The sequence below is a fragment of the Streptosporangium sp. G11 genome (genome assembly GCF_051192615.1).
In the GTDB taxonomy this organism is placed as follows: domain Bacteria; phylum Actinomycetota; class Actinomycetes; order Streptosporangiales; family Streptosporangiaceae; genus Streptosporangium.
This window is the reverse complement of record NZ_JBPJUQ010000003.1, coordinates 45,027-63,576: the sequence shown is the minus strand read 5'-3', so window position 1 is coordinate 63,576 and position 18,550 is coordinate 45,027. Positions and strand designations below refer to the sequence as shown.

The window sequence follows — 18,550 nt, the reverse complement described above, 5'->3', positions numbered from 1 at the left end:
CTCGGGCAGGAGCGGGGCGGGGAGGCCGGCGCTCGTCCGCGGTGTGGCCGGCGGTGTGGCTCGCGCCCGGAGCGGGCGCGAGCCGCCAGACGAAACTACCGCCGGAAGCGCGGGAAGGCGGCGCGACCCGCGTAACGGGCCGCGTCGTCCAGAAGCTCCTCGATGCGGAGCAACTGGTTGTACTTGGCCACCCGGTCGGAGCGGGCCGGGGCGCCGGTCTTGATCTGGCCGCAGTTGGTGGCCACCGCGAGGTCGGCGATCGTGGTGTCCTCGGTCTCGCCGGAGCGGTGGCTCATCATGCAGCGGTAACCGCTGCGGTGGGCCAGGTCCACGGCGTCGAGGGTCTCGGTCAGGGTGCCGATCTGGTTGACCTTGACCAGCAGCGCGTTCGCGGTGCCCTCGGCGATGCCGCGGGCCAGGCGCTCGGGGTTGGTCACGAACAGGTCGTCGCCGACCAGCTGGACCTTGTCGCCCAGGGCGCGGGTGATGGCGTTCCAGCCCTCCCAGTCGCTCTCGTCCAGCGGGTCCTCGATGGAGACCAGCGGGTAGTTCGCGACCAGGTCCTCGTAGAAGGCGATCAGCTCGGCGGCGGACAGGCCCTTGCCGTCGATGGTGTAGACGCCGTCCGAGTGGAACTCGGAGGCGGCCACGTCGAGGGCCAGCCCGATGTCCTCTCCCGCGACGTATCCGGCCTTCTCGATGGCGACCAGGATCAGGTCGAGCGCGTCGCGGTTGGAGGGAAGGCTCGGCGCGAAGCCGCCCTCGTCGCCGAGGCCGGTGGCGTAGCCCTTCTCCTTCAGGACGGCCTTGAGGGCGTGGTAGACCTCGGTGCCCATCCGCACGGCCTCGCGGAACGTCTCCGCCCCGATCGGGGCGATCATGAACTCCTGGATGTCGACGTTGCTGTCGGCGTGCGCGCCGCCGTTCAGGATGTTCATCATCGGCACCGGCAGCACGTGCGCGTTCGGCCCGCCGAGGTAGCGGAAGAGCGGCAGCTCGGCGCTCTCCGCGGCGGCCTTCGCCACGGCGAGCGAGACGCCCAGGATCGCGTTGGCGCCCAGGCGGGCCTTGTTGGGCGTGCCGTCCAGGTCGATCATGACCTGGTCGATGCTGCGCTGCTCGGTGGCGTCGAAACCGAGGATCTCGTCGGCGATCTCGTCGGTCACGCCGAGAACGGCCTTCTCGACACCCTTGCCGCCGTAGCGCTCGTCGCCGTCACGCAGCTCGACGGCCTCGAACTGGCCGGTGGACGCGCCGCTGGGAACCGCGGCGCGCCCCTGGCTGCCGTCGTCCAGGAGGATGTCGACCTCGACCGTCGGGTTGCCCCGGGAGTCAAGGATCTCTCGGGCGGTAACGCCCTCGATGGAAGCCACGAAGCGCTCCTAAAGTCGCAGGACAGTTTGCCTCAGAAGCCTACCGAGACCTACTTACCGGTACGGCGGCCGGGACGCCTCCGGACGATGTCCGTATGAGGTCCGCGGGGAATCCGGAGGGGGTCCGGGAGGTGGCCGCGCGTCGTCCGGGGGATCGGGACTCGGGAACCCGGCCTCAGAGTGGCCGGGCGCGGACCTGGTCGCGGTAGGCGCGGGCGACGGCGCGCAGCTCGGCCTCCGGGTCGAGCCCGGCCTCCTGAGCCTGCCGTACGAGCTCGAAGAGCCTGGCGCCCAGGCCGTCGGCGGGAATCCCCTCGGGGAGGGCCGCGGGGGCTCCGGCGCGCCCGGCGCGGCGCAGGAGCTGCGCGACCAGGGAGAGCGCGGGCTGGCCCATCGGGACGCCGTCGACGGCCGAACCCGGGTCGCCGCCGTTCTTGGCGGCGCGCTCGGCGGCCTTGATCGTCTCCCAGTTGGCGCTGACCTCGCCCGCGCCCTTCACCCGGGTGTCGGCGAAGACGTGCGGGTGGCGGCGGACGAGCTTGGCGACGATCCCCTCGGCGACGTCGTCGACGTCGAACCCGTCGGGCCCGTCACCGGCGACCCGCGCGTGGAAGACCACCTGCAGGAGCAGGTCGCCCAGCTCCTCGCGCAGCGCCGCGTGATCGCCCTCCTCGATGGTCTCCAGCACCTCGTAGGCCTCCTCGATGAGGTACGGGGCCAGGGACTCGTGGGTCTGGCGGGCGTCCCACGGGCATTCGACCCGGAGCCGGTCCATCACCGAGACCAGATCGAGCAGCCGCGCGCCCGGCAGATCGTACGAGCCCGGCACGATCTCGATCACCGGCGGGTCGTCGAGCGCCACGGCGGCGTAGCCGATGGAGCGCATCAGCGCCTCGTCGGCCTCCAGCCACACGACGGTCGCCGACACGGCCTCGCGGACCAGCGCGGCCGGGTCCGGGGCGACCACCTCGACGTCGACCCCCGCCTCCGCCAGGTAGGGCAGATGCGGGTGGTCGGCGGAGCCGGTGCGTACCGGGCCCTCCTCGAGGACCCGCCACGCGTGGCGGCTGAGCAGCCCCGGGGCGACCCGGGGCGAGGTGGTGACGACGATCAGCGGCATGCCCGGAGGCTACTGCTGTTGCTGCTGCGGCGGCGCGGGCGGCGCGTCGGCGGGGCCGGGAGCACCGGGGGCGCCGAAACGGCCGGCGTCGACGAAGACGCTCGGCTGCTGCTCGCTCCGCTGCTCGTTCAGCTTGCCGTACCGGGGGTTCCAGGTGATCGGCATGGCCTGCAGGTCCTTGATCGCCTGCTGCTGGCCGCGCTGGATGGCGGCCTCGTCCGTTCCGCCGCCGTACTTGGCGATGAGCTTGCTGATCATCACCTGCGACTTCATGAACTCGCGCGCCTGCGAGGGCGCCACGGCCTGCTGGAGCATCTGCTGCTCGAACTTCTCCTGGCCGCCCTGGCCCGCGATCACCTGGTCGACCTCACCCTCGGTGACCGTGATGCCCTTGCTCGCCGCGACCTTCGCGTGCTGCTTGGCGTTGGCCAGCTGGAAGAGCACGAGCTGCGGGACGCTGTCCTTGAACTGCAGCTGCGAGGCGGAGACGTTGGCCTTGGCCAGCGCCGCCTCGTACTCGCGCACGTTCCTGTCCAGCTCACCGGAGCTGATGCGCTCCCCGCCCACGACGGCGGCGGCACCGGCCTGGTTCGGAGAACAGGCGGTCAGCGCGACACCCGCGGCGGCGACCGCCAGGATGACGCGAACTCGAGTCGACTTCACATGCGTTCCCTTCACGACAAACGTCGCTTACTCTACCCGCACGGCTTCGAGGAACATCGCCTCGACGAGATCACCGCACCACTTGAGCAGGTCCAGATCGCGCAGCGGCTGACCACCGAGGGGCCTGGTCTTGGGCACCGGCACCAGCAACGTACCGGCCGCCTGCTTCAGCAGTGCCTTCGGGTAGAGCCTTTGCAGCCTGACCTGCTGGGAGTCCTTCAGGTCCACCGGCGCGAACTTGATGTTCTGCCCCTGCAGGGTGACGTCGGTGAGCCCGGCGCGGCGGGCGCGGATGCGAAAGCGGGCGACCTCCAGCAGGTTCTCCACCTGCTGGGGCGGCCGTCCGTACCGGTCGACGAGCTCGTCGCGCACCGCGCCGATGTCGGAATCGGAGCCGATCGCGGCGATCCGCTTGTACGCCTCCAGGCGCAGCCGCTCGGAGGTGACGTAGTCGTGCGGGATGTGGGCGTTGATCGGCAGCTCGACCTTGACGTCGGGGCGCTCGTCCTCCCGGTAGGTGCCCGCCAGCTTGGCCTTCTGCTCCTGCACGGCCTCGGCCATCATGCGCACGTACAGGTCGAAGCCGACGCCCGCGATGAAACCCGACTGCTCGGCGCCCAGGATGTTGCCCGCGCCGCGGATCTCCAGGTCCTTCATCGCGACGTACATGCCCGCGCCCATCTCGGTGTGCTGGGAGATGGTGGCCAGGCGCTCGTGGGCGGTCTCGGTGAGCGGCTTCTCCGGCGGGTACAGGAAGTAGGCGTAGCCGCGCTCGCGGCCCCGGCCGACCCGGCCGCGCAGCTGGTGGAGCTGCGACAGGCCGTAGTTGTCGGCCCGGTCGACGATCAGGGTGTTGGCGTTGGGCACGTCCAGGCCGGACTCGACGATCGTGGTGCAGACGAGCACGTCGAAGTCGCGCTCCCAGAAGCCCACCATGATCTTCTCCAGCTGGTGCTCCTGCATCTGGCCGTGCGCGACGGCGACCCTGGCCTCGGGCACGAGCTCGCGCAGCATGGCCGAGACCTTGTTGATGCTGGCCACGCGGTTGTGGACGAAGAAGACCTGGCCGTCGCGCATCAGCTCCCGCCGGATCGCGGCGCCGATCTGCTTCTCGTCGTACGGGCCGACGAAGGTGAGGATCGGGTGCCGCTCCTCCGGCGGGGTGAGGATCGTGGACATCTCCCTGATGCCGGTGAGCCCCATCTCCAGCGTGCGGGGGATCGGGGTCGCCGACATGGCCAGCACGTCGACCTGGGTGCGCAGGTGCTTCATGGCCTCCTTGTGCTCGACGCCGAACCGCTGCTCCTCGTCGATGATGATCAGGCCGAGCTGCTTGAACCTGACCTCGGGCGAGAACAGCCGGTGCGTGCCGATCACGATGTCGACCGAGCCCTCCCGCATGCCCTCCATGGTCGCCTTGACCTCGCCGTCGCTCTGGAACCGCGACAGCGGCCTGACGTTCAGCGGGAACCCGGAGAACCGCTCGGCGAAGGTCGACATGTGCTGCTGCACCAGCAGCGTGGTCGGCACCAGGACGGCCACCTGCTTGCCGTCCTGCACGGCCTTGAACGCCGCCCGCACCGCGATCTCCGTCTTGCCGTAACCCACGTCGCCGCAGATCAGCCGGTCCATCGGGATCGGGCGCTCCATATCGCGCTTGACCTCGTCGATGGCCTCCAGCTGGTCGCCCGTCTCGGCGTACGGGAAGGCGTCCTCCATCTCCCGCTGCCAGGGGCTGTCGGGCGCGAAGGCGTGTCCCGGCGAGGCCATCCGGGCGGAGTACAGGCGGATCAGCTCTCCGGCGATCTCCTTGACCGCCTTCTTGGCCTTGGTCTTGGCCTTGGCCCAGTCGGCGCCGCCCATCCGGTTGAGCGTGGGCGACTCGCCGCCGACGTAGCGGGTGACCTCGTCGAGCTGGTCGGTCGGCACGTAGAGCCGGTCGCCCTTGGCGTACTCGATCACCAGGTATTCGCGGGTGGCGCCCTGCACGGTCCGCTGCACCATCTCGACGTAGCGGCCCACGCCGTGCTGCTCGTGCACGACGTGGTCGCCGACCTTGAGCTGGAGCGGGTCGACCATGTTGCGGCGCCGGGAGGGCAGCCGCCGCATGTCCTTGGTCGACGCCTTCTGGCCGACCAAGTCCAGGTGGGTCAGCACGGCCAGCGCCGGGGTGACGAACCCGTGCTCGACCAGGCCCGTGGTGACGTGGACGACCTTCCTGTCGGGCACGGTGTCGAGGCCTGGCTCCAGGCGCGCGGGCAGGTCGACGCCCTTGAGCAGCTCGACCATGCGCTCGGCGGGGCCGTGGCCCTCGCTCAGCAGAACGACGACCCGGTCGGAGTCGAGCCAGCCCTTGATGTCGGACAACGCCCGCTGGGTGTCGCCCCGGTAGGACTCCACCTCGCGCGCCCTCAGCGCCTGCCCGCCGCCCTGCTCGTGACCCGGGCCCGCGTCGTCGGTGTCGGCGCCGAACGGCGCGAGCGACCACCAGGGCTGGCCGAGCCGCCGCGCGTGGTCGCGGACCTCCTCCAGGCCGCGGAACGCCGCAGCGCCCAGGTCGATCGGCGCCTCACCGCCGGACGCCGCGTTGATCCAGGACGCCTCCAGGAACTCCTGGCTGGTCCGCACCAGCTCGTCGGCGCGCCCCCGGATGCGCTCCGGGTCGCACACGAAGATCGCAGCCTGTCCGGGCAGGTGGTCGATCAGCAGATCCATCTCCCCGGCGAGCACCGGCGCGAACGCCTCCATGCCCTCCATCGGCACGCCCTCGGCCAGCTGCTCCAGGATCTCGGCCAGCGAGGGGTGCGCCTCGGCGAGCTCCCTCGCCCTCTCCCTGACGTCGGCGGTCAGCAGCAGCTCCCGGCAGGGGGCGGCGAACAGCCCGTCCTCGGCCACCTCCAGCGAGCGCTGGTCGGCGACCTTGAACCAGCGGATCTCCTCGACGGTGTCGCCCCAGAACTCCAGCCGGAGCGGGTGCTCCTCCGTGGGCGGGAAGACGTCGAGCAGGCCGCCCCTGACCGCGACCTCGCCGCGCTTCTCCACCATGTCGACCCGGTGGTAGCCGTTCTCCACAAGGCTGTGGACGACGGTGTCGAGATCGGCGTCGTCTCCGGCGCGCAGCCGCACCGGCAGCAGGTCGCCCAGCCCTCGTACGATCGGCTGGAGCAGCGCCCTGATCGGCGCGACGACCACGTGCAGCGGCCCCGCGGACTGGTCGCCCTCGACCGGGTGGGCCAGCCTGCGCAGCACCGCCAGACGCTGCCCCACGGTGTCGCTGCGCGGTGACAGGCGCTCGTGCGGGAGCGTCTCCCAGGCGGGGAAGACCGCGACGGCGCTCTCGTCCAGGAGGCTGGTGAGGGCGGCGGCGAGATCCTCGGCCTCGCGCCCGGTGGCGGTCACCGCGAGAACGGTCCTGGCCGCCCCCTTGGCCCCCTCCCTCGCCAGCGCGGCCACCGCGAAGGGGCGCAGCGCCGGCGGCGCGACCAGCGACACGTCGGACGAGTCGCCCCCGCGCACGTCCCGAAGAAGGGAAGCCAGCTCAGGCTCCCCGGCGACAAGGTCCAGAAGTCCGGAAAGACTCATCAGATTCGCCCACAGCCCCACGACGGCAACACGACAACCCCGGGCCGGGAGGACACGGGGGGTACCCGCTCAAGGCTACTTGCCCAGGCGCACGCTCTCGCAAAGAGTGGTAAATGCGCGACGAATCGTGCTGACTTGACTACTCTCGGTTACATGTCAGAGGTGAGGTCGGTCGTCGATCGAGACGACTTGTTGAGTCAGCGGATCAGGGAGCAGTGGAGCAGCCAGCTCGGCCGGCGGCTCGACATCCTGATCGCCGGGTGCGGATGGCCCGAACCGCTCGATCTGGCCCAGACGGAGTCCAGGGTCATCGGGATCGACGAGGACCTGCCCGTGTTGCGCACGAGCACGTCCGCCCGCAAGGACCTGGACTCCTGGGCCCTGGGCGACCTGCGCTCCGTGCCGGTGCCCCCGCGGGCGTTCGACATCGTCTACGTGTCGTTCCTGCTGGAGCGGATCGAGCACGCGGAACTCGTGCTCGACCGGCTGCTCACCGGGCTGCGCCCCGGCGGGCTGCTGCTGGTCAGGATGCGCGACCGGGCTTCGGCGTACGGGGCGTGCGACCGGCTGACGCCGTCGAGGCTGCGGCGGGCGGTGTGGCGCAGGTTCGCCCCGCCGGGGGCCGTGGGCCCGCTGCCCGCCGTCTACGAGCAGATCGCCTCGCGCGAGGGGATGCACTCCTTCTGCCTGGTGCGCGGGCTGATGGTGACCGAGGACATCTCGGCCGGCAGCGGGCCCGCACTGCGCGGACCTCTAGGTAAGCTTGCCCGCGCCACCTGCTCGATGGTGGAGGCCCTCTCCAGGGGGAGCCGGCCCGCGTCTCACGACGAGATAACCATGGTGATCCGCAAGCCCCAGAGTCACTTCGCCCGATTGATCTGAGATCCACCGGGCCGAGGCACCTGGGATTCACCGGGCGGGTGGATCCCAGGCTCGCTCGACAGGGACGCCCATCGTGAGCGGGTGAGACAGAGAAGTCCGACGATCACGATGGTGGAGCAGATGACGGCGCCTTTCGAGTGGACCCCCGACGCCCGCGAGCTGGCCGACCTTGAGCTGCTGCTCTCCGGCGCCTTCAGGCCGCTGACGGGCTTCCTGAGCTCGGCCGACGCGCACTCCGTGGACGAGCGCGGCACGCTCGCCGACGGCACGCCGTGGCCCGCGCCGGTCACCCTCACCCTGCCGGACGACCATCCGGCCGCCCCCGGCGACCGGATCACCCTGCGCGACCCCGAGGGCGCCGCGCTGGCCGTGCTGAGCGTCACCGGGCGGGAGAACGGCTTCGTCGCCGGACCGGTCGAGGCCCTGGACGCCCCCGAGCACGGGCCTTTCGCCCGGCTCCGCCACACCCCGGCGCGCATCCGCGAGCAGCTGGGCGGGCGGGAGTCGGTCCTGGCCGTCACCATGCGCGGGCCGCTGGGCGACCTCGGCGAGATCGTGGCGACCGCGCAGGAGCTGGAGGCGTCGATCCTGCTGCTCCCGCTGGCGCACGGCGAGGGCGGGCCCGCGGTGGTTCGCGCCGCGCTCAAGGCCCGTGACGGGCTGCCCGAGGACACGCTCGTGGCGGTGGTGCCGCTGGCGCCCAGGGAGCCCGCCATCGACCTGGAGCTGCGCGAGCGCGTGGCCGAGGCCTACGGCGCGACCGAGCACCTGGCGGGCCCCGAGCCCGTGACGCTCCCCGGGCCCCCGCACCGCCGGGGGCTGGTGGTCTTCTTCACCGGCCTGTCCGGCTCCGGCAAGTCGACCGTCGCCCGGGGGCTGCGCGACGCGCTGCTGGAGCGCGGCAGCCGCACGGTGACCTACCTCGACGGCGACGTGGTCCGCCACCTGCTGTCGGCGGGCCTGACCTTCTCCAAGGAAGACCGCGACCTCAACATCCGCCGCATCGGCTTCGTCGCCGCCGAGGCCGCCAGGCACGGCGGGCTGGCGATCTGCGCGCCCATCGCGCCCTACGCCGCCACCCGCGAGGAGGTACGCGCGATGGTCGAGGCCGTCGGCGCCGACTTCCTGCTGGTCCACGTCTCCACCCCTCTCCAGGAGTGCGAGCGCCGCGACCGCAAGGGGCTCTACGCCAAGGCCCGCGCGGGGCTCATCCCCGGGTTCACCGGCATCTCCGACCCGTACGAGGAGCCGGACGACGCCGACCTGGAGATCGACACCACCGGCGTCAGCGTGGACCGGGCGGTGCACCAGGTGCTCGACCCGCTGATCCAGGGCGGCTGGATCCGGTGATCCGGGGCGGTTGAATCCGCTGATCCGGGTCCGATGACGTGGGCCCGGCGATCCGGTGTCGCCCGTCGCCGACCCCCGCCGCCGCGCGGGACGGCTTCGGCCCGTACCTCGGCGGGGGTCAGCCCGCCGGGACGGCGGCGTTGAGGTGCGGGTCGCGGGCGAGCTCGCCGAAAGCCTTCCGCCCGCCGGGCGTGGTGTCGAAGCGGGTGTCGCCCCGGGGGGCGCGCGGCGAGTCGAAGTAGACCAGGGCCTTGATCCGCGGGTACTCGCCGATCTCCCGGCGCACCGAGGCGAAGAACGACTCCTTGAACCCGGGCCGGTCGTGGCGCTCGAAGACGCCCCACTCGGCGAGCATGACGGGCTTGTCCGGAAAGCGTTCCCGCATCCAGCGGTAGAACCCCTGCCACCGGGGAAACTCGGGGCGGATCTTGTTGACCAGCCCGTCGAAGCTGTGGACCCTGTGGTCGACGTAGGGATCCATCGCCACCCAGTCGACCACGTCGTCACCGGGATAGAGCTTCTCGAACCAGGGCTCGGACGCCCAGTTGGGCGCGCCCATGTAGGTCATCACCGTGACCGCGTTGGTCACGCCCCCGTGCCGCAGGCGCGTCACCACGTGGCGGAACATGGCGGCATAGTCGGCCGCCGTCATCCCCTTGCCACGGGCCTCGCGCACGTCGTTCTCCGGCTCGTGGTGGACGGTGAGGAAGAACTTCTCGGGGAAGGTCCTCACGATGTGGGCGGCCAGCCTGTCGATCCGCTCGTCCAGCGCCCCGTGGGCGATCTGCTCCCAGGTGTGGTCGAGGGAGGGCTTCCAGTTGACCAGCAGGAGCCTTCGGCCGTCCGGGTCGCGGGCGATGGCGCGCTCCTCCGGGGTCGGGAAGAGCTCGTCGCCCCGGTGGTAGACGTGCATGATGTCGGCCTGCCGGCCCATGCGCCTCTCGGCCCTCTCGAGAGCCCGCCCCGGAGGCCTTCCGGTGAAGATCTCCGGCGCGACGCCCCACCAGGCGCCGCAGGAGGGGACGAGCCTGCCGGTGACCTCACAGGCCTCCCGGGACGGCTCGGCGGACGGGCCCGGCGCACCCGGAATCCCCGGCGCCCCCGGGGCACTCCCCGCGCCGGCGGCACCCGCGGCGCCCGGGGCACTCCCCGCGTCCGCGACGCCCGCGGCGTTCGAGTTCTGACCGCTCCCGCTGATCCCCGCGACCGCCAGTGCGAGAGTGCCCAGTCCCAGCGCCAGGACGAGGCCGGAACCGGCGATTCTGACCACGCGCGGAATTACTTCTATAGCAGCATTTGTCCGATGCACCGGTTCCTCACAGCTGTCGCGCGTACGCATTCGTGGATCGTCTTCGTCCGTCACGGGGAAACACCTTCCCATCACCCGGACGTGCCTCGTCCCTCACTTTGCCGGTCCATGCCGTAGCCCCGGAGCGGACGACGGGAAATATCGGATAAACAGTTGTTATCTCTCCGTGATTGGCCATACCTGCGTGAAGAAAATCTTGCGTACTGGTTCGAAGAAATGGAGACCCGACCTATAGTTCCTAGGGTTCCCAGCGTCTGTTCGCCGGAGAGGCACCCGCGACATATGAGCCCGTCACCGGACGCCCCCGTCCGCCACGGAGGCGAGGACCTGGCGGACTACGCGTCGTTTCTCCGCCGCCGGTGGCTGATCGTCGTCTCCCTGCTCCTCACCGGGGCCGGTGGCGCCGCCGCCCTGCTGTGGCTCACCCCGCCCTCCTACACCGCCTCCGGGCAGGTCCTGGTGACCGCGACCGGCTCGCAGGAGCAGACCAACCAGGTCACCATCCGACAGCGCGAACCGCTCAACCTCGACACCGAGGCCCAGGTGGCCCGGTCCGCGGTGGTCGCGGCGAAGGCCCGGCACCTGTTCGGCGGCCTTCCCTGTCCCGCGGAGGTCTCGGTGCCGCCCAACACCTCGGTCCTGGAGATCTCCTGCAGCGCCGCCGACCCGAAGGCCGCGGCCTCGGGAGCGAGCGCCTACGCCCTCGCCTACCTGGCCCAGCGCCGCGAGTCCTCCACCCAGACGCTCACCGCCCAGATCGGGGCCGTGCTGGTCAAGCTGAAGCAGATCAACGCGAGCCTCACCAGGGTCGCCACCACGCTTCCCGGCCTCGGCAGGGGGACCACCGAGCGGGCCCTCGCCCTCCAGCGGCAGAACGTCCTCGCCCGCCAGGTCCACAGCCTCACCGCCAGATACGACGCCCTCAAGACCGTCGCCGTCACCCCGGGCTCCGTGATCAGCCAGGCGGTGGCACCGACGGAACCCACCGCCCCCCGCCCACCCCTCTACCTGGGCAGCGGCCTCATGGCAGGGCTGCTCTGCGGGGTGGGGACCGCCTGGCTCCGCGACCGCCTCGACACCGCCCTGCGGACCGCCGCCGACCTCAGGCGCCTGACCGGCCTCGACGCCGTCAACGTCGGGGAGACGCACGGCCTGACGGGCGCGGTGCTCGTGGTCGCCGTGCCCGGCACCTCCTCGCGCGAGGTGAAGGGCGCCGTACGGGCCCTGAACGATCGCGGGGTTCCCGTGGTCGGCGCGTTCGTCATCGGCGACGACTTCCCTTCGTTTCCCGCGTCCCCCACCGCGCGGGCTCCGTACGCCGAGCAGGCCTCGCAGGTCCCGCCCGTGCCGCTGCCCGGCGAAGTACGGGGCCGCGAGGGCGCCCCGAGGAGGGCCGCGCGGCCTCTCGCCGGTCTGGCGAGTGGTCCGACCGCGCCCGAACCGCCCGGCGAGAGCCCGCGGGCACCCGCCCGGCCGGGAGCACACGGAGCGAACGGCGACAAGGCACGCGCAACGCCCGGGGCTCCGGAGGCACCGCTCGCACCCGGGACGTACGGGAACGCTCCAATCGCCCGGCAGGCGGCGGCCGGGCGGAGGGGGCGCAGGTTGTGAGGGGTCCGCGTCCGGCCGTCTGGCCGATCGCCGCGCTCCTGGTGGGATATCCGGTCTGGTGGGCGCTCGGCTTCGGAGGCCTGTCGGTGGTCGTGGTGGCCCCGGCGATGGCTCTGGTCCTGTGGCGCAGACGGCCGATCAGGGCGCCGCGCGGCTTCGGGCTCTGGCTGCTGCTCCTGGCGGGTTACCTGATCAGCGCGCTCATGCTCGGCGAGATGCCGCCCGGCACCTACGGCGAGTTCGGCGCCGGGCGTGTCATCGGCTACCTGATGCGCCTGTGCCTCTACGTCTCACTGTTGATCATGGTGCTCTATCTGGGCAACCTGACGGAGGAGGAGTTGCCGCAGCTCACCCTGGTGCGCATGCTCGGCGCGCTCTTCCTCACGACCGTCGCGGGCGGACTGCTGGGCGTGTTCGCCCCGCGCGCCGAGTTCACCTCGCCGGTCGAGATGCTCCTCCCCGGCTGGATCGGCGGCAACTCCTTCGTCCACAACCTGATCCACCCCACCGCCGCCCAGATGCAGAAGGTCCTCGGCCACGCCTCGCCGCGCCCCGAGGCGCCGTTCGAGTGGGCCAACGCCTGGGGCGGCAACCTCTCGGTGCTGCTCGTCTGGTTCGTGGTCGGCTGGTGGGTGTACGGCGGGCCGCGCAGGCGCCTGGCCGTGATCCCGCTGGTCGCGCTGGCCGCGATCCCCGTCGTCTACTCGCTCAACCGCGGCCTGTGGATCGGGCTCGGCGTCGCCGCCGCGTACGTCCTGCTGCGCCTGGGCACGCGGGCCCGCGTCGCGGTCTGCGCGGCCCTGGCCGCGGGGGGCCTGGCGTTCGCCCTGAGCCCGCTGCAGGCGATGGTGGCCCAGCGGCTCGACAGCCCGCACAGCAACGACATCCGCGCCTTCACCGTCTCGGCGACCATCGCCGCCGCGGGCACCGCGCCGCTCATCGGGTACGGCAACACCCGCAACGCCACGGGCAACCACCGCACGATCACCACCGGCAAGAGCGACTGGTGCCCCACCTGCGGCCACCCGCCGCTGGGCGGGGACGGCCAGCTCTGGCACCTGATGATCACGCAGGGTTTCACCGGGGCCGCCCTCTACGTGGCGTTCTTCGCCGGGGCCGTCCGCCGCCACTGGCGTGACTGGAGCCCGATCGGCCTGGCGGGGGTCCTCGTGATGATCCTCACTCTCCTCTACATGTTCGTCTACGACGGGCTGGTCACCCCGCTCAGCCTGTACCTCGTCTCGTTCGCGCTGCTCTGGAGGAATTCGATGGCGAGCACGGCCGCATGAACGACGCCCGCGCCCGTCTGCGCTACCTGGACCAGACCCTCGACCTGCTGTTCCCCGGTCCCGGCGACCCGAGCCCGTACACCCTGCTCCCCCACCGGCTGCTCCCCCGCAGGCTGGTTCCCCGCGCGTGGTGGCACCCTGGCGCGAGGGTCACGGTGCCGTCGGGGCGGGACGGCATCGAGAGCCACCTGAGCGAGGTGTTCGGCACTCCCGTCCGCGTCACGCTGCGCGTGCGCCCGGCCAGGCGGGCCAACCGCAAGCCGATCCTGGAGGCGCGCGCCGCCGACGGGCCGATCGCCTTCGTGAAGATCGGCGACACCGACCTGACCCGGGAGCTCGTCGCCCACGAGGCGCGGACGCTCGGCCTGCTCGCCGGCGTGCCGCTGAAGACCGTCGTCCCGCCCGCCGTGCTGCACCACGGATCCTGGCGCGGCCTGTCCGTGCTGGCGCTGACCCCGCTTCCGGTACGGCGGGGGCGGGTACCGGGCGACGTCCTCACCGACGCGATCGCCGAGATCGCCCGCATTCCCGGAGGCCACGTCCCGGATCGCGCTCCGCTCGACGACCCGGCCCGGGGAAACCCGGCTCCGGGAGACCCGGCCTCCCATACGCGCCAGCTCCCCGGAGACCCGATCCGGGGGTTCTCCTGGCACGGTGACCTGACGCCGTGGAACATCTCGCGCGGGCCCGACGAACGGCTGCTGGTCTGGGACTGGGAGCGGTTCGGCACCGGGGTCCCGCTGGGCTTCGACGCCGTCCACCACTTCTTCCAGCGGGCCCTGCGCCGTGACGATCCGGCCACCGCGGCCAGGGCCTGCGTGGCGCGGGCCCTGCGGATCCTGGCCCCGTTCGGGCTGTCGGCCGCCGAGTCACGACTGACCGCGCTCCGCTACCTGATCGCCCTCGCCGACCGTCACGCGTCCGACGGCCACGCGCCCCTCGGACCACCGGAGCTCTGGCTCACCCCCCTCGCCGACTCCCAGGAGATCCTGCTGTGAAGCCCGCGCTGAAGCGTTCGATCCACGCGGCGTCGGAGGCCATCGGTCGCCTCACCTCGGGAAGCCGGGTGCTGCCCTCCTTCCTCATCATCGGAGCGCAGCGCTGCGGCACCACCTCCCTGTACCGCGTCCTGTCCCAGCACCCGCTCGCCCTGAAACCCGTCCTGCGCAAGGGCGTGCACTACTTCGACACGGCGTACGACCGGGGCCTGTCCTGGTACCGGGCGCACTTCCCGCTGCGGGTGTCGGCCGCCCGGCTGGCCCGCAGGTACGGCTACCGGCCCCAGGCCTTCGAGTCGTCGCCCTACTACCTGTTCCATCCGCTGGCCGGCCCGAGGATCGCCCGCGACCTGCCGGGCGTCAAGCTGATCGTGCTGGTCCGCGACCCCGTCGAGCGGGCCTTCTCCGCGCACGCCCACGAGCTGGCCAGGGGCTTCGAGACGGAGCGGTCCTTCGCCAGGGCCGTGAGGCTGGAGGAGGAGCGGCTGGCCGGGGCGACGGAGGCCCTGTGCGCCTCGCCGCACGCGACGAGCCTGGCCCACCGCCACCACGCCTACCTGGCCAGGGGCCGCTACGCCGAGCAGCTCGCCCGGCTGGAGCCGCTGGTCGGCCGCGACCGGCTGCTCGTCCTCGACAGCGGCCGGTTCTTCGCCGAACCCGACCTCGCCTACGACCGCGTGCTGGCGTTCCTCGGGCTGCCGCACCTCGGCGACCCGGTGTTCGAGCGGCACAACACCCGGGCCAGGCAGGGCCCCATGTCCCGCAAGCTCCGTCGCGAGCTGACGGCCCACTTCGAGGAGCAGGACGCCCTGCTGACCTCGTGGCTGGGCACGGAGCCGTCGTGGCGCCGCTGACCTCCACCCGCCTGGCGGGGCTGACCGGGGCCGCGCGGGGCGGGCTGGCGGGGCTGGCGGGAGCGGGAGCGGGTGCCGTCGCGCAGTTCCTGACGGTCGTGCTGGTCACCAGGGGGACGGGGCAGGAGACGGCCGGTCTCTTCTTCTCGGCGACCGCCCTGTGCCTGACGGTCGCCGCGGTCCTGCGGCTGGACGCCGGGAACGGGCTGGTCTACTTCATCGCCAGGTCCCGGTCCTCCGGCTACCGCTCCACCTCCGGCTACGTCCGCGCGGCGCTCGTCCCGGTCGCGTCGCTCTCGCTGGCGGCCGGTGCGGCGGTCATCCTCACCGCCTCCGACCCGGCGCTGCGGGTGCTCGCGGTGGCCCTGCCCGCGGTGGCCTGCTCGGGCGTCGTGGTGAGCGCGACCCGCGGGTTCGGCGCGATGCGGCCGACCGTGCTGCTGGACGGGGTGCTGCAGCCGGTGGCCCAGTTGCTCCTGGTCGGGGCGGTGGTGCTCGCGGGCCGCGATTCCGTGCCGCTGCTCGCCGCGGCCTGGGCGCTGCCGTACCTGCCGGTGCTGGTATCGGCCTCGCTCTGGCTGCGCTGGCGGCTGCCCCGGACCCCCTACCTGCCGGGCACCGCCCGCGACCTGTGGCGCCACACCTGGCCCCGGTCGCTGGCGGCCGGGATCCAGGCGGTGTTCCAGCGGCTGGACGTCGTGGTCGTGGCTCTGCTGGCCGGACCGGCCGAGGCGGCCGTCTACACCGCCGCCACCCGTTTCAAGGTCGTGGGTCAGCTGGCCGGCCAGGGACTGGCTCAGGCCACGCAGCCGAGGCTGGTGCGGGCCCTCGCCGAGGGCGACCTGCCGCGCGCCCGCGAGCTGTACCGGTCGGCCACCCTCTGGCTGGTCCTGCTGACCTGGCCGGTCTGGCTGGCGTACGCCGCGCTCGCGCCGTGGCTGCTCGGCGCCGTCTTCGGGGACGGCTACACCGGCGGCGCGCCGGTGGCGCTCGTGCTGGCCGCGACGATGATGCTCGCCACGGCGTGCGGGATGGCCGACGTGGTGCTGACCTCCGCCGGGCACACCGGCTCCAGCCTGGCCAACCTGGTCGCCGCCGTCGCGACGGCGGTGGCGCTGGACCTGCTGCTGATCCCCTCGATGGGCTCGCTCGGCGCCGCCCTCGGCTGGGCGGGGGGCACGGTGGTCAAGAACCTGCTGCCGCTCTGGCGCATCCACCGCCTGTACGGCCTGCGGCCCTTCGGCACGTACGGCCCGGCGGATCCGAACACGCGGCGGGCACCGTGACCGCGCGGTCCGCGCGGTCCGCGCGTTTCGGACGCCCCGGCCACGCGCGGCCCGAACGTCCCGAGCACCTGAACACGCGGCGGGCGCCGTGACACCCGTGCTGGTCACCGGGCTGCCCAGGACGGGGACGAGCTGGACGGGCAGGATGCTCACGGCGAGCGGGGAGCTGGTCTACGTCAACGAGCCGCTCAACCCCGAACACCCCCCGGGCCACTCTCCCGGCGTCCTCGACGCCGTGGTCGGCCACCGCTTCCAGTACATCTGCCGGGACAACGAGGACGCCTGGCTGCCCGCCTTCACCCGCACGGCCGCGCTGCGCTACGGGTTCCTGGCCGAGTTGCGCCGCAACCGGTCGCCCTACGACCTGGCGAGGATGGTCCGGTACGGCACCGCGTTCACGCTGGGGCGGCTGGGCGGGCGCCGGGCGCTGCTGGACGACCCGTTCGCGCTGTTCTCCGCCGGGTGGTTCGCGGACCGGCTGGGCTGCCGGGTGATCGTCCTGTTGCGCGATCCGGTGGCGTTCGTCGGCAGCTGGCAGCGGCTCGGCTGGACGATCTACTTCCACGAGCTGCTCGAACAGCCGCTGCTGGTGCGCGACCAGCCCCACCTGGAGGCGTTGCGCCCGCTGGTCGGCTCCCAGGACCGCGTCGCCAAGGCCGTGGCCCTGTGGCGGGCGGCGGGCATCACCGCGGCCAATCTGGCCGCCCGGCATTCGGGGATCATGCTGGTCCACTACGAGGACCTGGCCCGCGACCCCCGGCCGGGTTTTCGCCGCCTGTACGAGTGGGCGGGCCTGACCTGGTCGGCCCGCGCCGAGGAGCGTGTCCGCCGCGCGTGCACGGCCACGTCGGGCGCAGACGCCTCAGGCACGGACGCCTCAGGCACGACCGTGCCGGACGCGGGCACCGGCGGCTTCACCTGGAGCGGCTTGTCCCGTACGGCCTACCGGCCGATGGACTCGCGCCGCGCCCTCGCCGAGGCCGGTGCCCGGTTGAGCCCGCAGGAGGCCCGCAGGGTCAGGGAACTGGCCTCCGCGGAACACTGACGGCGCCGCCGCGGGAAACGCCACGCGGAAACGGGCACCGGCGCTTCAGGGCCTCGCGCCTTCACGGCCTCACGGCCTCACGGCTTCGTGGCCTCGTGGCCTCAGGAGAACAGGCCGCGTACGAGGGAGACCGTGAGGAGCCGGAGCGCGTACGGCAGGTCGTCGACCAGGTAGCGGCGGGCGAGCCTGCCCGGCTCCCGCGTCAGCCGGAAGATCCACTCCAGGCCGCCGCGGCGCATCCACACCGGTGCCCGCCGGACGGTGCCCGCGGCGAAGGCGATCGCCGAGCCGCAGCCGACGAACCAGGTGCCCGGCAGGTCCCGGCGGAGTGAGGCGATGAGCCGCTCCTGCCGGGGAAAGCCGAGCCCGACGAAGACGAGCCGGGGGGCGGCGGCGATCACGGCGTCGCGCACCCTGGCGTAGCTCTCGGGATCGTCCTCGAACCCGTACGGCGGGGCGCCGACCCCGGCGATCACCAGCTTCGGATGGCGGCCCACCAGCTCGCGGGCCGCCTGCGCGGCCGTGCCCTGAGGACCGCCCAGCAGGTACACGGGGTGGCGGTAGAAGGCGGCGGCCTCCGACAGGGACCAGATCAGGTCGGCGCCGGTGACCCGGCCGGGAAGGGGGGTGCCGAGCAGCCTCGCCGCCCACACCAACGGCATGCCGTCCGCCACCGCGAGGTCGGCGCGCTCGACGAACCGGCGGGCCCCGGCGTCGCGGGCGACGGTCCGGCTGATGTCGACGTTCGGGGTGACGAGGTGGCCGCCCTCACCGCGTTTCAGGGCGGCGACCACGTGGTCGACGACCTCGCTCTCGGTCATCGGGTCGATCGCGACCCCCGCCACGCGCACGCGCCTGCGCAGACGCCTGCGGGTGGCCTTGTCGGGCCGGGGCCTGCGGGGGGCGGGCGGGGCCGCCCCCCGCCTGGTGACCGGCGTTCCGGCCCGCCCTGCGACGGCGGGCAGGCCGGGCACCGGATCGTGACCGGCGGTCGCAGACCGGTGGTCGGTGAGGGGTGGGATCGGCGTCACGGTGTACCGGGCGGCCGGGACCACGGCCCGCCCCACCGCGGACGACATGACCGGCGGGCCGTAGCGCGCGAGCGCCGGCGGGCGCTCGGCGGCCCGGTCCGTCACGGACGGAACGATCGAGGCACCGTGGCGGAGGATCACACGCGGGTGCTCGGTG

General features: G+C 72.6%; 14 protein-coding genes. 8 read left to right on the top strand and 6 right to left on the bottom strand.

The features are described from left to right. Positions 1-95: 95 nt before the first annotated feature. From eno to mfd, 4 genes are all read right to left on the bottom strand, one after another. Positions 96-1,373, bottom strand: a complete 1,278-nt coding sequence (eno, locus tag ACSDR0_RS03990) for a phosphopyruvate hydratase (protein WP_435287340.1) — start codon at positions 1,371-1,373, stop codon at positions 96-98. A gap of 175 nt (positions 1,374-1,548) precedes the next feature. Then, positions 1,549-2,493, bottom strand: a complete 945-nt coding sequence (locus ACSDR0_RS03985) for a MazG family protein (RefSeq protein WP_435287339.1) — start codon at positions 2,491-2,493, stop codon at positions 1,549-1,551. Positions 2,494-2,502: 9 nt separating this feature from the next. Further along, positions 2,503-3,156, bottom strand: coding sequence for a SurA N-terminal domain-containing protein (locus tag ACSDR0_RS03980; protein ID WP_435287338.1), 654 nt, complete (start codon positions 3,154-3,156; stop codon positions 2,503-2,505). Positions 3,157-3,183: 27 nt separating this feature from the next. Continuing rightward, a complete protein-coding gene (gene mfd, locus ACSDR0_RS03975) occupies positions 3,184-6,738 on the bottom strand; it encodes a transcription-repair coupling factor (RefSeq protein ID WP_435287337.1) in 3,555 nt (1,184 codons plus the stop codon). A 153-nt stretch (positions 6,739-6,891) separates the two neighbouring features. Here mfd and ACSDR0_RS03970 point away from each other — a divergent pair, with 153 nt between their 5' ends. Beyond that, positions 6,892-7,620, top strand: a complete 729-nt coding sequence (locus tag ACSDR0_RS03970) for a class I SAM-dependent methyltransferase (RefSeq protein WP_435287336.1) — start codon at positions 6,892-6,894, stop codon at positions 7,618-7,620. Between the two features lie 120 nt (positions 7,621-7,740). Continuing rightward, positions 7,741-8,970: an adenylyl-sulfate kinase gene (cysC, locus tag ACSDR0_RS03965; protein ID WP_435287595.1), complete on the top strand. Its 1,230-nt coding sequence runs from the start codon at positions 7,741-7,743 to the stop codon at positions 8,968-8,970. Between the two features lie 118 nt (positions 8,971-9,088). Here cysC and ACSDR0_RS03960 read toward each other — a convergent pair whose 3' ends face one another. Then, on the bottom strand, positions 9,089-10,240 hold the full coding sequence (locus ACSDR0_RS03960) for a glycoside hydrolase family 26 protein (protein ID WP_435287335.1): 1,152 nt from the start codon (positions 10,238-10,240) through the stop codon (positions 9,089-9,091). 321 nt (positions 10,241-10,561) lie between these two features. On the opposite strand from ACSDR0_RS03960, the gene ACSDR0_RS03955 reads away from it, so the two are divergent. From ACSDR0_RS03955 to ACSDR0_RS03930, 6 genes are all read left to right on the top strand, one after another. Next, complete coding sequence (locus ACSDR0_RS03955; RefSeq protein ID WP_435287334.1) at positions 10,562-11,890, top strand: Wzz/FepE/Etk N-terminal domain-containing protein; 1,329 nt, start codon at positions 10,562-10,564, stop codon at positions 11,888-11,890. Beyond that, positions 11,887-13,179: a hypothetical protein gene (locus ACSDR0_RS03950; RefSeq protein WP_435287333.1), complete on the top strand. Its 1,293-nt coding sequence runs from the start codon at positions 11,887-11,889 to the stop codon at positions 13,177-13,179. Before ACSDR0_RS03955 ends, ACSDR0_RS03950 begins: the two co-directional genes overlap by 4 nt. Next, positions 13,176-14,177, top strand: coding sequence for a hypothetical protein (locus ACSDR0_RS03945; RefSeq protein WP_435287332.1), 1,002 nt, complete (start codon positions 13,176-13,178; stop codon positions 14,175-14,177). The genes ACSDR0_RS03950 and ACSDR0_RS03945 overlap by 4 nt, the downstream gene beginning before the upstream one ends. Further along, a complete protein-coding gene (locus tag ACSDR0_RS03940) occupies positions 14,174-15,031 on the top strand; it encodes a sulfotransferase (protein ID WP_435287331.1) in 858 nt (285 codons plus the stop codon). The genes ACSDR0_RS03945 and ACSDR0_RS03940 overlap by 4 nt, the downstream gene beginning before the upstream one ends. Then, positions 15,019-16,317, top strand: a complete 1,299-nt coding sequence (locus ACSDR0_RS03935; protein WP_435287330.1) for a lipopolysaccharide biosynthesis protein — start codon at positions 15,019-15,021, stop codon at positions 16,315-16,317. The genes ACSDR0_RS03940 and ACSDR0_RS03935 overlap by 13 nt, the downstream gene beginning before the upstream one ends. An 88-nt stretch (positions 16,318-16,405) precedes the next feature. After that, positions 16,406-17,362 carry a sulfotransferase gene (locus tag ACSDR0_RS03930; protein WP_435287329.1) on the top strand — a complete coding sequence of 319 codons (957 nt, stop codon included), beginning with the start codon at positions 16,406-16,408 and terminating at the stop codon, positions 17,360-17,362. Between the two features lie 101 nt (positions 17,363-17,463). Here ACSDR0_RS03930 and ACSDR0_RS03925 read toward each other — a convergent pair whose 3' ends face one another. Then, positions 17,464-18,498: a WecB/TagA/CpsF family glycosyltransferase gene (locus ACSDR0_RS03925; protein WP_435287328.1), complete on the bottom strand. Its 1,035-nt coding sequence runs from the start codon at positions 18,496-18,498 to the stop codon at positions 17,464-17,466. Positions 18,499-18,550: the final 52 nt, after the last annotated feature.